At 64.1% G+C, this 13,914-nt stretch carries 15 protein-coding genes and 1 tRNA gene; 6 read left to right on the forward strand and 10 right to left on the reverse strand.

The features are described 5' to 3' along the window. Positions 1-25 precede the first annotated feature (25 nt). The 4 genes from LB552_RS00670 to LB552_RS00685 all read right to left on the reverse strand — a co-directional run bounded on the left by LB552_RS00670 (position 26) and on the right by LB552_RS00685 (position 3,264). Positions 26-1,591, reverse strand: coding sequence for an amidase (locus tag LB552_RS00670; protein WP_224601227.1), 1,566 nt, complete (start codon positions 1,589-1,591; stop codon positions 26-28). Continuing rightward, entirely contained in the window at positions 1,591-2,049 is a 459-nt protein-coding gene (locus tag LB552_RS00675) for a GNAT family N-acetyltransferase (protein ID WP_224601229.1), read from the reverse strand. The genes LB552_RS00670 and LB552_RS00675 overlap by 1 nt, the downstream gene beginning before the upstream one ends. A 3-nt stretch (positions 2,050-2,052) precedes the next feature. Further along, positions 2,053-2,340 (reverse strand): Asp-tRNA(Asn)/Glu-tRNA(Gln) amidotransferase subunit GatC, encoded by a 288-nt coding sequence (gene gatC, locus LB552_RS00680; protein WP_095765337.1) that lies wholly within the window; start codon positions 2,338-2,340, stop codon positions 2,053-2,055. Between the two features lie 216 nt (positions 2,341-2,556). Next, positions 2,557-3,264, reverse strand: coding sequence for a metal-dependent hydrolase (locus tag LB552_RS00685; RefSeq protein ID WP_224601231.1), 708 nt, complete (start codon positions 3,262-3,264; stop codon positions 2,557-2,559). Between the two features lie 116 nt (positions 3,265-3,380). On the opposite strand from LB552_RS00685, the gene ruvX reads away from it, so the two are divergent. Beyond that, entirely contained in the window at positions 3,381-3,863 is a 483-nt protein-coding gene (ruvX, locus tag LB552_RS00690) for a Holliday junction resolvase RuvX (protein ID WP_224601232.1), read from the forward strand. On the opposite strand, the gene LB552_RS00695 is transcribed toward ruvX, so the two are convergent. The 3 genes from LB552_RS00695 to LB552_RS00705 all read right to left on the reverse strand — a co-directional run bounded on the left by LB552_RS00695 (position 3,805) and on the right by LB552_RS00705 (position 6,537). After that, entirely contained in the window at positions 3,805-4,146 is a 342-nt protein-coding gene (locus LB552_RS00695; protein WP_140841241.1) for a DUF6105 family protein, read from the reverse strand. The two genes, ruvX and LB552_RS00695, sit on opposite strands and share 59 nt — an antisense overlap. Next, complete coding sequence (locus LB552_RS00700) at positions 4,146-4,703, reverse strand: hypothetical protein (protein WP_224602221.1); 558 nt, start codon at positions 4,701-4,703, stop codon at positions 4,146-4,148. Before LB552_RS00700 ends, LB552_RS00695 begins: the two co-directional genes overlap by 1 nt. A 205-nt stretch (positions 4,704-4,908) precedes the next feature. After that, positions 4,909-6,537 carry a DNA alkylation response protein gene (locus tag LB552_RS00705; RefSeq protein WP_224601234.1) on the reverse strand — a complete coding sequence of 543 codons (1,629 nt, stop codon included), beginning with the start codon at positions 6,535-6,537 and terminating at the stop codon, positions 4,909-4,911. A gap of 200 nt (positions 6,538-6,737) precedes the next feature. Between LB552_RS00705 and LB552_RS00710 the strand changes: the two genes are divergently transcribed. From LB552_RS00710 to dprA, 4 genes are all read left to right on the forward strand, one after another. Then, positions 6,738-7,703: an aspartate carbamoyltransferase catalytic subunit gene (locus tag LB552_RS00710; RefSeq protein WP_140696184.1), complete on the forward strand. Its 966-nt coding sequence runs from the start codon at positions 6,738-6,740 to the stop codon at positions 7,701-7,703. Further along, on the forward strand, positions 7,700-8,986 hold the full coding sequence (locus LB552_RS00715; protein ID WP_224601236.1) for a dihydroorotase: 1,287 nt from the start codon (positions 7,700-7,702) through the stop codon (positions 8,984-8,986). Before LB552_RS00710 ends, LB552_RS00715 begins: the two co-directional genes overlap by 4 nt. A gap of 184 nt (positions 8,987-9,170) precedes the next feature. Further along, complete coding sequence (plsY, locus tag LB552_RS00720) at positions 9,171-9,752, forward strand: glycerol-3-phosphate 1-O-acyltransferase PlsY (RefSeq protein WP_224601238.1); 582 nt, start codon at positions 9,171-9,173, stop codon at positions 9,750-9,752. Further along, a complete protein-coding gene (gene dprA / locus LB552_RS00725) occupies positions 9,749-10,876 on the forward strand; it encodes a DNA-processing protein DprA (RefSeq protein ID WP_224601240.1) in 1,128 nt (375 codons plus the stop codon). Before plsY ends, dprA begins: the two co-directional genes overlap by 4 nt. A 31-nt stretch (positions 10,877-10,907) precedes the next feature. Here the strand turns inward: dprA and LB552_RS00730 are convergent, their stop codons facing one another. After that, positions 10,908-12,053 (reverse strand): hypothetical protein, encoded by a 1,146-nt coding sequence (locus tag LB552_RS00730; protein WP_224601242.1) that lies wholly within the window; start codon positions 12,051-12,053, stop codon positions 10,908-10,910. A gap of 467 nt (positions 12,054-12,520) precedes the next feature. Beyond that, positions 12,521-12,596: transfer RNA gene (locus LB552_RS00735), tRNA-Lys, on the reverse strand. Between the two features lie 292 nt (positions 12,597-12,888). Between LB552_RS00735 and LB552_RS00740 the strand changes: the two genes are divergently transcribed. Next, a complete protein-coding gene (locus tag LB552_RS00740) occupies positions 12,889-13,344 on the forward strand; it encodes a BA14K family protein (protein ID WP_224544455.1) in 456 nt (151 codons plus the stop codon). Positions 13,345-13,424: 80 nt separating this feature from the next. On the opposite strand, the gene LB552_RS00745 is transcribed toward LB552_RS00740, so the two are convergent. Then, positions 13,425-13,895 (reverse strand): DUF6882 domain-containing protein, encoded by a 471-nt coding sequence (locus tag LB552_RS00745; RefSeq protein ID WP_224601244.1) that lies wholly within the window; start codon positions 13,893-13,895, stop codon positions 13,425-13,427. Positions 13,896-13,914: the final 19 nt, after the last annotated feature.

Consider the following 13,914-nt stretch of genomic DNA (forward strand, 5'->3'; position numbering starts at 1 on the left):
GCCCCTTGTCAGATGAGGGGCGACGCTACCACCACTTCTCCGGCTGGAACCTGCCCGCGGCCTGCTCGATGACGTTGGCCGTCTGGAACAGCGTTTCCTCGTCGAACGGGCGGCCGATCAGCTGCAGGCCGAGCGGCAGGCCCTTGCCGTCGAGGCCGGCCGGCACCGAAATGCCGGGAAGGCCGGCCATGTTCACCGTCACGGTGAAGATGTCATTGAGATACATCTTGACCGGATCGGAGGCCATGTCCTCGTCGGCGATGCCGAAGGCGGCCGACGGCGTCGCTGGCGTCAGGATCACATCGACGCCGGCGGCAAAGACGTTCTCGAAGTCGCGCTTGATCAGCGTGCGCACCTTCTGCGCCTGCAGATAGTAGGCGTCGTAATAGCCCGCCGACAGCACATAGGTGCCGATCATGATGCGGCGCTTGACCTCGCGGCCGAAACCGGCGGCGCGGGTCTTCTCATACATGTCGACGATGTCCTTGCCGGGCGCGCGCAGGCCGTAGCGCACGCCGTCATAGCGGGCGAGGTTCGACGAAGCTTCGGCAGGAGCCACGATATAGTAGGCCGGCAAGGCGTATTTGGTGTGCGGTAGCGAGATGTCGACGATTTCCGCGCCGGCGTCCTTCAGCCATGCGATGCCTTTCTGCCAGAGCGCCTCGATGTCTTCCGGCATGCCTTCGACACGATACTCCTTCGGAATGCCGACCTTCATGCCCTTGATCGGCTTGCCGATCGCCGCCTCATAGTCCGGCACCGGACGGTCGACCGAGGTCGTGTCTTTCGGGTCGACGGAGGCCATCGACTTCAGCAGGATCGCGGCGTCGCGCACATCGCGCGCGATCGGCCCGGCCTGGTCGAGCGAGGAAGCGAAGGCGACGATGCCCCAGCGCGAGCAGCGCCCGTAAGTCGGCTTGATGCCGACCGTGCCGGTCAAGGCGGCTGGCTGGCGGATCGAGCCGCCGGTATCGGTGGCGGTGGCGCCGGCGCAAAGGAAGGCGGCCACCGACGAAGCCGACCCACCCGACGAGCCGCCCGGCACCAGCTGGGCGTTGTCCAAGGTCCGCGCCGTCTTCGTGCCGCCGGCGGACACAAAGCCGCCATCGCCCTGATGCGTCGTTGGCATGACGACCGTATCGATACGCGAGCGACGCCACGGATTGATCACCGGGCCGTAATAGGAGGTCTCGTTGGACGAGCCCATGGCGAACTCGTCCATGTTGAGCTTGCCGAGCATGATGGCGCCGTCGGCCCACAGATTGCTGGTCACGGTCGACTCGTAGCGCGGCTTGAAGCCGTCCAGCACGTGGCTGCAGGCCTGGGTGTGGATGCCTTCGGTGGCAAACAGGTCCTTGATGCCGAGCGGAATGCCTTCCAGCGCGCCGCCCTCGCCCGTGGCCAACTTGGCATCGGAAGCCTTGGCCATGTCGCGCGCCTTGTCGGCGGTCACAGTCACATAGGCATTGAGCACCGGATTGGCGCGATCGATCGCCGCGAGATAGGCCTCGGTGATCTCGGCCGCGGTGATCTCCTTGCCGCGCAGCTTGGCGCGGGTCTCGGAAATGGTGAGATGTGTGAGATCGCTCATCAGGCAAGGCTCTTTTCGTAAAACACCGACCACTCGGAATCGGGATAATCCAGCACCGGTCCGCAACGCGAGAATCCGGCGCGCTCATAGACGGTCCAGGCCGCGGGGTGCCGATCGCCGGTTTCAAGGACCAGGCGCTTCAGCCCTTCCTGCCGGGCAAGCGCCTCGACACGTGCGACAATCTCGGCGCCGATCTTGCGGCCGCGATGCGAAGGCCGCGTGTACATACGCTTGACCTCGCCGACCGTATCGTCATGGCGCTTGAGCGCGCCGCAGCCGACGGCAAGGCCGTTGTCGCGGGCGATGAACACCGTCGTACTCTCATCGGCCATCTGCTCGACGGTGAGATGATAGCAGTGCTCGGGCGGCGTCAGTTCGAGCAGCGCGGCGTTGAGTTCGGCGACCAGCGCGCGCACGTCGTCCTGCAAAGGCGTCTCGACGGCGATCTCGACAGCCACGCTCTACTCCACCACCTTCGGAACGAGGAAGAAGTTCTCGTCCGTCGCCGGCGCGTTGGCGACGATGTCGGCGGCCTTGTTGCCGTCGGTGACGGCATCCTGGCGCTTCTTCATCTCCATCGGCGTGACCGAGGTCATCGGCTCTACGCCCGAAACATCGACCTCGTTCAACTGCTCGACGAAGCCGAGAATGGCGTTCAATTCGCCGGTCATGCGCTCGGCGTCCTCCTCGCTTACCGCTATGCGGGCAAGGTGCGCGACGCGCTTCACGGTCTGAAGATCAACGGACATGTTCTATCGCCTCGGCAAAACCAGTTCGGGCTATAGCGGCGCGGCGCTCAGCGTGCAACACGGATCATGCCGGTCCGATCGCCACGCGGTTGCTCCCCGGGCGCTTAAGCGGCAATGCCACGCCCTCGCAGTGATAATGGCCGCCACGGTTTGCCGGCCTGTCTGCAGCGCATCTTTTCCTGGTTTGGGAGCAGAGCTCTTCCGACGCAGAGAAACCTAGATCGTGATCGCCTTGCCGATGTCCGGCAGCGCCACCTTTATGCCCGAGCCTTCCATGCCGGCGACGAACTTGTCGGCGGTCTGGTCGATCATCGAGAAGGTGCCGAAATGGCAGGGAACGACCGTATCGAAGCCGAAGAAGCGGCGGCAGGCAAGGGCCGCCACGGCGCCGCCCATGGTGAAGCGATCGCCGATCGGCACGATGCCGATCTTCGGTTCGTGCAATTCGTTGATCAGGCCCATGTCGGAAAAGATGTCGGTGTCGCCCATGTGGTAGAGCGTCTTGTCTTCGGGGAAGTGCAGGACGAGCCCGCCCGGATTGCCGAGATAGGTGTTCGTGCCGCCTTCGCCGCCGAAGGAGGACGAATGCAGCGCCTGGACGAAGGTCGTGGTGAAAGGGCCGCAATCGACGGTGCCGCCAATATTGCCCGGATTGATCTTGTCGCCGCTGACGCCCTGGCCGACGAGATACATGCAGATCTCGAAATTGGCGACCAGCATGGCGCCGCTTTTCTTCAGCACTTCGACCGCGCCGCTGACATGGTCGTTGTGGCCATGAGTCAGGAGAACATGGGTCACGCCTTCCGCCGGCCCTTCCCAGCCGCCCGTCCACGATGGATTGCCGACCAGATAGGGGTCGATGAGAATGGTGGCGTCCTTGGTCTCGACGCGGAATGCCGAATGCCCGTACCAGGTCAGTTTCATGAACGCTTTCCTCGATTTCTCCGTTGCCGGAAGATAGAACGCTAGTCGCAAATTGAAAGTGGCGCCCTCCTCCTAAACGTCAAAAGGATGTGACGCCTGGATATCAGAGGAAGCCGTTGGGCATTATTTCAATCGAGGAACTGCCGGCGCGGCTTGCCGGCGGCAAGACGCTCGCCGGGCTCGATCTCGGTGACAAGACGATCGGCATGGCGGTCTCCGACCGCGGGCTGTCCTTCGCCCATCCGCGCCCGGTCATCCTACGTAAGAAATTTTCGCTGGATGCCGCCCAACTGCTCGCTCAGCTCGACAAGGACAATGTCGGCGCCGTCGTGCTCGGCCTCCCGGTCAACATGGACGGCTCGGAAGGGCCCCGAGCGCAAAAATCCCGCGCCTTCGTCCGCAACATGGCGCCGCTTTCCGACCTGCCCTTCGTGCTGTGGGACGAGCGGCTGTCGACCGTCGCGGCGGAACGGACACTGATCGAGATGGATTTCTCGCGCAAGAAGCGCGCCGGCAAGATCGATTCGGCGGCCGCCGCCTTTATTCTGCAGGGAGCGTTGGACCGGCTTCAGTCGCTTGGCCGAGCCGATCGGGGCTGATATCGCCGTGCCGGCGCTGCCTGATCCATTCGGCGATGTTGCGCCGGCGGCGGAAGGCCCAAAGTCCCATGAGCAGGAAAAAGTCGAAAATGCAGGTCCGCGCCACCATGCCCGGAATGATCGCCGGATCGACGCCGAGCATCTGGCCGTAGAGCTGGAAAGCGAAATCGTGCACCTGTCGGCTCAGCATCGCATAGCCGAAATTCATGTCGTTGGCCGACAGGAAGAACCAACCCCAGAAGATGGCCATCGGAGCAGCCCAGAGCGTGAATATCGTGCGCATCAGCGCCTGCCTCCAGGCTTGTTTTCCGGGCGGCCGGATATGCGGGAAAGAAGCGAGCTGTGCGCGGCGCCCATCGCCATGCGCGCGGCGGCGCGGACATCGCCCTCGGGCAAATGCATTGCGGCAAAGCCGGAGCGGCGTTCAGCCAGCACCGCGACATAGGAGGCAAGCAGCGCCGTCATCTGGATGGCGACGATCATGAACAGGCCGTTTATGCCTTGCGCCACGCCGCCGACGAGGATCAGCGAAAGCAGGAGCGATGCCGCGACGAAGGCGGTCCGCGCCACGCTCTCGCCCGCGTCCGGCCTTGCCGCCGCGTTCAGCAGCGTTTCGACGAAGGCCCAGCAGAACAACACCGCGACGGTCAGGAGCGCGATGGAAAGCGGCGCCAGAACGGCGACATTTTCCAGCCCGGCAAGCCCGTTGGCCTGGACTGAGAGGCCAAGCACGCCAAGCGCCGTCGCTATGCCGCGGCTGCCGTCCATGCAGATATAGGCAAGCAGGGCGAAAACCGCCGCCCAATGCAAGGCCAGAACTGAGCTCAACACGTGCCGCATACGCTTCCCGCTGACGGAGCTCGGGGAGGTCATGGTTAACCTTTCCCTACTCCAGCAAACGGAGATTGGGCTTTGCGTCGGCTCACCGCAACGGAAACCATTTGTTAAGGTTAACAGCTATCCACAGATGGGCAATCCGCCCTGGAGCATGAAGCCGAGAGCGCGAAGCGGTTTTCGGCCTCATGCTCCTCGATTTAGGGCGGGATCAGGTCACTGGCGGATAAAGCGTGTCGATGATCATGCGCGCGTCGTGGCGCGAATCGAGCATGCCGTAGGTGGTGCGCCACTGTCCGCCGAGCCGCGTTTCGACGAAGGCGTCGGCGATCCGCCCTGCTCCCAGCCGGCGCAGCTCCGCCGCCGCAGCCGACAGCGCGAGTTGTTCGGTGAGAAGGCGCGCCGAGCCCTGGTCGGTCGCGGCGACCTGCATGGCCGCCTTCAGCACGCCGATGGTGCCGCGCCCGCCGGTGCCGAGATCGCGGTCGATGCCGGCGAGCACTTCCTCGAACAGGCCGGGCGCGCGGCCGAGCACGCGCAGCACGTCGAGCGCCATGACATTGCCCGATCCTTCCCAGATCGCATTGACCGGCGCCTCCCGATAATAGCGGGCAAGCGGCGCTTCCTCGACATAGCCGTTGCCGCCAAGGCATTCCATCGTCTCGTAAAGCAGCGCCGGCGCGATCTTGCAGACCCAGTATTTGACCACCGGCGTCATGGCGCGTGCAAAGGCCGCCTCGCCACGGTCGCTTGCCGCCTCGTCGAAAGAACGCGCCAGCCGGAACGACAGCGCCGTTGCCGCGGCGACATCGAGTGCCATGTCGGCGAGAACCCGCTGCATCAGCGGCTGGTCGATCAGGTTCGATCCGAACACCTGGCGATGACGCGTGTGATGCACGGCCTCCGCAAGGCCCGCCCGCATCAGCGCCGACGAAGCGACCGCGCAGTCGAGCCGGGTCAGCGTCACCATGTCCATGATCGTCTTCACGCCGGCGCCGGGGTCGCCGACCATCTCGCCGATGGCATTGACGAACTCCACCTCCGACGAGGCGTTTGAGCGATTGCCGAGCTTGTCCTTCAGCCGCTGGAAGCGGAAGCCGTTGCCGGAACCATCGCCCAGGATGCGCGGAACGAGGAAGCAGGACAGTCCCTCCGACGCCTGGGCAAGCACCAGGAAGGCATCCGACATCGGCGCCGACATGAACCATTTGTGGCCGGTCAATCGGTAAAAACCGCTGCCGGTGCGCTCCGCCCTGGTGGTGTTGGCGCGCACATCGGTGCCGCCCTGCTTCTCGGTCATGCCCATGCCGAGCGTCAGCCCGATCTTCTGCACCGGCGGCTTCTGCGTCTGGTCGTATTTGCGCGTGGTTACGCGCGGGGCCCATTCGCGGAAAAGTTTCGGGCTCGCCATCAGCGCCGCCAGCGAGGCGCTGGTCATGGTGATGGGGCACAGATGCCCCGTCTCGAGCTCGGCGGTCAGGTAGAAGCGCGCCGCTCTCACCTGATGGCGGCGGCCGATCTCGGCGTCGCCGTTTTCCCACACCGAAGAATGCAGGCCGCCGGCAATCGAGCGGCGCATCAAGGCGTGATAGGCCGGGTGGTATTCGACCAGGTCGAGGCGCCGGCCCTGCCGGTCATGGGTGCGCAATTTCGGCGTGTCGGTGTTGGCGAGGCGGGCAAGCTCCTGCGCCTCCTGCGTCATCACGAACCGGCCAAGCCCGTCGAGGTCCTTGCGCACGGCATCGGAAAAACGCTCGGCAAGCTGGATGAGCAACGGATCGCCCCGCCATGCATTGCCGCCTGCCAGCGGCGGCGGCTGGTTGATCACCTCGTCGGTCACGCCCAATCCTTCAGTTGCCCAATCCTTCAATTGGCCGAGAGGTTCTTAGCATTTGCAAGGCCGCGGTCGCGAATCCGAAGCCTCCGGGCCTTATAGCCCAAGCCACGGAAGGCGCGCGACGAAAATACCGGGGAGAACGCCCGCAATCCAAAGCTGGCGCTTGCGGCAGGCCGGACCGCACCCTATAGCAGCGCCTTGAGATGACCGACGCTTCGTCCCTGCCGCTCTTTCCCCACCGCCATCTTCTGGGCATCCGCGATCTGTCCCCGGCCGATATCGAGCTGTTGCTCGATCGCGCCGATCAGGCCGTGGCGATCTCGCGGCAATCGGAAAAGAAGACCTCGACGCTGCGCGGCCGCACCCAGATCAACCTGTTCTACGAGGCATCGACCCGCACGCAGTCGTCCTTCGAGCTGGCCGGCAAACGCCTCGGCGCCGACGTCATGAACATGTCGGTGGCGAGCTCCTCGGTGAAGAAGGGCGAGACGCTGATCGACACGGCGATGACCCTCAACGCCATGCGCCCCGACATCCTGATCATCCGCCACCAATCGGCTGGCGCGGCTGCCCTGCTCGCCCAGAAAGTCGGCTGCTCGGTGGTCAATGCCGGCGACGGAGCGCACGAGCACCCGACGCAGGCGCTGCTCGACGCGCTGACCATCCGCCGCGCCAAGGGGCCGCTGTCGAAGCTGATCGTGGCGATCTGCGGCGACATCCTGCATTCGCGCGTCGCCCGCTCCAACATCATGCTTCTGAACGCGCTTGGCGCGCAGGTGCGCGTCGTCGCGCCCTCGACATTGCTGCCGTCCGGCATCGATAGGATGGGGGTGATCGTGTCGCGCTCGATGGCCGAAGGCCTGAAGGATGCCGACGTGGTCATGATGCTGCGCCTGCAGCGCGAGCGCATGGAAGGCGCTTTCGTGCCGTCGATCCGCGAATATTTCCGCTATTTCGGCCTTGATGCCGAGAAGCTGAAAGCTGCCAAGGACGATGCGCTGGTCATGCATCCCGGCCCGATGAACCGCGGCGTCGAGATCGCCTCCGAGATCGCCGACGGACCGCAAAGCGTCATCCAGGAACAGGTGGAGATGGGGGTCGCCGTGCGCATGGCGGTGATGGAAGCGCTGCTTGATCCGCGTCGCAACCATGAGGGGCGCGGCGCATGAGCGTCACTGTCTTCAGCAAGGCGCACATTGTCGACCCCTCGCGCGGCGTCGACGAGATCGGCAGCGTCATCGTCGACGGCCGCAAGATCGTCGCTGCCGGGAAAGCCGCGTTGAACCAAGGCGTGCCGGAAGGCGCCGCCGTCGTCGACTGCGCCGGCAAGACGATCATTCCAGGCCTTGTCGACGCGCGTGTCTTCATCGGTGAACCAGGCGGCGAGCATCGCGAGACCATCGCCTCGGCAAGCGTCGCCGCGGCGGCGGGCGGCGTCACCTCAATCGTCATGATGCCGGACACCGATCCCGTGATCGACAATGTGGCGCTGGTCGAGTTCGTGCTGCGCACGGCACGCGACACCGCTAGCGTCAACATCTTCCCATCGGCAGCGATCACCAAGGGCCTCGAAGGCCGCGAGATGACCGAGTTCGGCCTGCTGCGCGAGGCAGGCGCCGTCGCCTACACCGATGGCCGCCACACGATCGCCAATGCGCTGGTGATGCGCCGGGCGCTGACCTATGCGCGCGATTTCGGCGGCGTCATCGCGCACGAAACGCAAGATGCCGACCTCGCCTCGTCCGGCGTGATGAACGAAGGGCTCTATGCGAGCTGGCTCGGCCTGTCGGGCATTCCGCGCGAAGCGGAGCTGATCCCGCTCGAACGCGACCTGGCATTGGCCCGGCTGACCGGAGGCGCCTATCACGCGGCAAAAATCTCGTCGGCGATGGCGGCCGGCGCGGTGAACCGGGCAAAGACGGACGGCGCCAATGTCACGGCCGGGGTCGCCATCCATAATCTGTCGCTCAACGAGAACGACGTCGGCGAATACCGCACCTTCTTCCGGCTGACCCCGCCCTTGCGCGCCGAGGACGACCGGCTGGCGATGATCGAGGCGATCAAGGACGGCACGATCGACATCATCGTCTCCTCGCACGACCCGCAGGACGTCGACACCAAGCGCCTGCCCTTCGCCGACGCCGCTGCCGGCGCCATCGGGCTGGAGACGTTGCTGGGCGCGGCGCTTCGGCTCTACCACAATGGCGACGTGCCGCTGTTGAGGCTGATCGAGACGCTGTCCACGGCGCCGGCCAGACTGTTCGGCCTGCCGGGCGGCACGCTGAAGCCGGGGGCGCCGGCCGATCTCGCGGTCGTCGATCTGGACGCGCCGTGGATCGTCAGCGAGAGCGGTCTGCGCTCGCGCTCCAAGAACACCTGTTTCGAGGGCGCACGCCTGCAGGGCACGGTCCTGCAAACGGTGGTGGCGGGCCGCACGGTGTTTTCCGCATAAGCCACCGCATCGCTTAAGCCCTGCTCAGCCTGCCCGGCATAGACTTGCTTGGCGAACCCTCCCGACTCTACCATTATGATAAATTCACGCCCAAGCAGGGCCAGCACTTGCAAACTATGGTTGCATCGCACAGTGTATCAATCATAGGGCGAGCAACCGGGCGGCAGGAAATATGGGGGAAACAATGGGTTACGTGATCGCGCTCGTCTTCGGCTATCTGCTCGGCTCGATCCCGTTCGGGCTCCTGATCACCCGTGCGGCCGGGCTCGGCGATGTCCGCCAGATCGGCTCCGGCAACATCGGCGCGACCAATGTGCTGAGGACGGGCAACAAGGGCCTTGCTGCCGCCACTCTGCTGCTCGATGCGCTGAAAGGCACTGCCGCGGTGCTGATCGCCGGACATTTTTCGCCGGACTTCGGACTGTTGGCCGGTTTCGGTGCCTTTCTCGGCCACCTCTTCCCGGTCTGGCTCGGCTTCAAGGGCGGCAAGGGTGTCGCCACCTATCTCGGCGCGCTGCTTGGCCTTGCCTGGCAAGGCATGCTTGTCTTCGCCGTCGTCTGGCTCGCAATGGCCTTCCTGTTCCGCTATTCCTCGTTGGCGGCATTGGCGGCCGCGGTGGTCGTGCCGATCGCGCTCTATGTCACAAGCATGCCGCAGATCGCGGGCCTGTTCGCGCTGATGAGCCTGATCGTCATCGTCAAGCATCGAGCAAACATCTCGCGACTGCTCGCCGGCACCGAGGGCAAGATCGGGGCGAAGGGATGAGCGCCCTGGCTGCCGGCCCGCGTCTCAGCGATCGGCAGCGGCTTGCCTGGCTTCGCCTGATCCGCACGCCCAATGTCGGCCCGGCCTCGTTTCGCGAGCTGATCAACCGCTTCGGCTCGGCCGAAGCCGCGCTCGAAATGCTGCCGGAGCTGATGATCTCCGGCGGCGCCAATCGCATCGTCCGCATCCCCTCCATCGCCGAGGCCGAAGCCGAGCTGGAGGCCGCGCGGCGCGCCGGCGCCCGCTTCGTCGGCATCGGCGAGGCCGATTATCCGCCCCTGCTGAAGACTCTCGACAACCCGCCGCCGCTGCTCGCGGTGAAAGGCGAAGGCGTGGTCTTCCGCTTGCCGGCGGTGGCGATTGTCGGCGCTCGCAATGCCTCGCTGGCCGGCATCAAGATGGCGCGCATGCTGGCGGCCGATCTCGGCCGAGACGGCTACGCCATCGTTTCCGGCCTGGCGCGCGGCATCGATACGGCCGCGCACAAAGGCAGCGTTTCGACCGGCACAGTCGGCGTGCTGGCCGGCGGGCTCGATGTCCCCTACCCGCCTGAAAATGCCGGCCTTTGCGATGAGATCGCCGATCGCGGCGGCGCCATTGTTTCCGAGATGCCCTTCGGGTGGCAGCCGCGCGCGCAGGATTTCCCACGTCGCAACCGCCTGGTGGCCGGCATGGCGCTTGGACTGGTGGTGGTCGAGGCGGCGCAGCGCTCCGGCTCGCTGATCAGCGCGCGCCTGGCCAACGAAATGGGCCGGCTGGTCTTCGCCGTGCCGGGCTCGCCGCTCGATCCGCGCGCTGCCGGCTGCAACGCGCTGCTCAAGGACGGCGTCACGCTGGTCACCGAAGCCGCCGATATCCTTAGCGCGCTGGCGCCGCTTGCCGGCGCCAGGCTTCCAAGAACCGCCCCACTTGCCGAGGCGCCCGACATATCATCCATGCCGCCGCCAGGCGAAAACGACCGCGCCGATGTGCTGGAAGCGCTCGGGCCCACGCCGACAGGCATAGACGAGATCATCCGCCACACGGGACTGAGCGCCGCGCAGATTGCCATGGTGCTCCTGGAGCTCGACCTTGCCGGACGGCTCGAGCGCCACGCCGGCGGAAACGTGTCGCTGATCGCGTGACCGGGCGCGTCTGCCCGCAACGCTGATTTCCCTATCGGAACAGATATTTGGACACTTCCGGATTGCCGCGGCGCCACATCACATTGTCGAGGAAATAGTGGTGCACGTTGATGAAGATCAGCACGATGAAGAAGAACAGCGACGAACCGAGCACCTGCTTGTCGTAGGGAACCAGGGCGGTCAGCACGAAGGGGATCAGCCAGAAGCCGAGATAGCCGAGGGCGCCGCCCCCGATGATGAATCCCAGCACCCGCAGCCTGCAGCGGGGCCCGAGCACGGATAATATCTTCGGCTCCGGATCCCGCGCGGCATCCGAGACGTCACGCTCGACATTGGTTTGATAGCGCCACACCACGGCCAGATATTGCAGCGAGTGCAGCGCCGGCACCACGAGCAGCCAGAGCGGGTTAATCCTGGCGATCAGGATCCAGAGATAGAGCGAGGCGACATAGGCCACGATGCCGTTGTAAGGTAGTCCGCCGCCATTCCTTCGCCAGCGGCTGACCAGCATGAAAAGCGTGGCCGCCGTCGATCCAACGGCCGCCAGCACCGCGATGTCGGTGATCCAGGACGGCGCCGCGAAGGTGTAATATTGAAGGCCGTAATATTGCCCCTGCGTCACTGCCGTATTCGTCTGCAGCCAGGCCAGGATCCACACCGCGTAGCTGTTGACGAGCAGCACCTTCTTGTCCCGGTCGTCGAAGAATTTGCGCTTCAGGACGGCGTCGACCATCAGCATGCCGTAGCCTTGCTTGACGTAGTGCCAGCCGACGAAGAAGAACATTGCGTTGGCCGCAAAGCCGAGCAGCCGCGTGTTCGACGTCGCCGCGCCATAGGCAAAGAACAGGGTCATGACCACTGGCACGATGACGCCGGCGAAAATGTAGCGGAGCTGCAGGCTTCTGTCGTAGCCCTCGCCACGCACCTTGCGGCCGAAATTGCGGTAGAAAATCTGGTAGGAGTGGGCGAAATGCGGATAGTTCACCAGATAGGCCACGACGACCATCGTCGCGGCCAATGAGCCTTCATACTCGCGCGGCACCAGGAACAGCAGTGGCAGGATCAGAAACGCGCTGCCGCCGAGCATCAGGAAATCGGCGACCGGGCCGAAAAGATATCTGCCCGGCGGCGTCGCCGCCTTGGGCGCCTGTGCATCTACCGAAAGGTCAAGTGCCATCCTGGAGCCTCCCTCGGAGGCGCCGAGTTTAACCACGACCCCATCCAGGGACAAGGCAACGCGGCAGGATCTCTCTTGCCTTCGGGCAAGTCACCCCATTACGCTGAGGCGGTCGAAGCGATCTTCATCAGCCGCTTTCTGGCCTCCGCCACTCGCTTCTTCTCCGACCTTATGCGGTCGCACAGCGCGAGATTGATCCCGACGCCACATTCTTCATCCAGCATTTCTTTTTGCATGATTGAGCGAAGTTTCTGCGCGCTTGACGCGCAGCCTGGCCCTGGCCAGTTCCAAGTTCAGTACGTCCACTGTATCCGCATCCCAGATTGCGGTCCCTTCAACAGGGAAACAGCCGCGCGCAAGCTTTTGTTCCGATTGCCGGAGACGCAGACAAATGTGCTGCTTCGATCGCCCCGGACATGGAAGCGCCCGTGGGTCGGATCTCGCATCTATTTGGGTGTTAAAAATTTTGGTGAGCGCGATGGGATTCGAACCCATGACCTACTGATTAAAAGTCAGTTGCTCTACCGGCTGAGCTACGCGCTCCCGTGGGCTCGGAACGCCGCCCTCGAAATTGCGCGGAACATAGGGAGAGTGCCGCGGCCGGTCAACCGGAAAAAGACGGGCTTCCAAGGCGGATTTCTTGAACGGATTCGAAGGGACGCCGCGGGTGAACGGCTTTCGATGCCTGCGCCAATGGCCCGGCCTGGGGCTGCTTCAGAAAGCCCTACAATAACAATGGGCTGACACAATGGGCTGATGCTGGAACGGGAACCATTGCAATTCGGGCCCGTTTCGCAAAACAGGACGTCCCCATCAACCATCGAGGAGAAGATCAATGAACAAGATCGCATCCGGCCTGTTGGCAACCGCTCTCTCGGCGTCGTTCCTCGCGGCGGAGATGGTGCCGGTCAACGCTCAGCCAGCTTATGTACCGCAACCCCAGGGCCTGTCGTCAGATCTTCAGACCGTGCAGTATCGGGACTGGAGAAGGCACCGCAGCTTCAACCGGGATTTCTCGCGTCGTGGTGACGCCGTATACTGGAACGGCCATCGCGGCTATCGTGAGTATCGCCGCGGCTATCGCCGGCATGGCGACTATTGGTTTCCGCTGGCAGCTTTCGCGACCGGCGCGCTGATCACCGGCGCCATCGTCAACAGCGAGAACAACCGCCTCTATCGCGGCAACGCGCACGTGCAGTGGTGCTACGACCGCTACCGCTCCTATCGCGCCTCGGACAACACCTTCCAGCCTAACAACGGCCCGCGTCAGCAGTGCGTTTCGCCCTACTGACAGCCTCCAGTCAGTACCCAGGGCCGTTGACTGAGCCCGTGCCGCAAGGCGCGGGCTCTCTCGTTGCCCTTCAGCCGAATTCAACTGGCCCAGCTAATGTTCTTCAAAATCAGATACAGACCTACGCCTTCATCAGAAGGAGAGCGATAGGCTCCGCAGGCGTTGCAAATCCGAGCCGCTGCCGAGGTCAATTCCCAACCGAGTGCATTAAGATCTTCGTCCGTCACATAGTCTTGAGTTAGCTCGCCGATGCCGTGCTTCTCACCGAAAGATCGAGCTGACTGGGCGTCAGTTATGAACTCCGAAGGCCAAATCGAATTGGCCCAAGCCCAGAGCCAATTGCCAGCCTTGGCGCTGGTAGAGCCCGCAACCTGGATTTCCGAAACGACCTTGACTCCACTCCGGTCGGAGAACAGCAGCTTTCCTGCCGTCAAATCGCAGTCGTAACGCGACCAACTGCCGAGGCGAAAATCTTTCGCCAGGCGCGCATTCTTGGCGATGAGCTGTTGAAAGGCCTCATCGCGCCAGGCAGGATACCAATCCGGCTGCATTTCCCGTTCGCCCGGTCCC

The sequence above is a fragment of the Mesorhizobium sp. CA7 genome (assembly GCF_020165015.1).
Classification (GTDB): domain Bacteria; phylum Pseudomonadota; class Alphaproteobacteria; order Rhizobiales; family Rhizobiaceae; genus Mesorhizobium.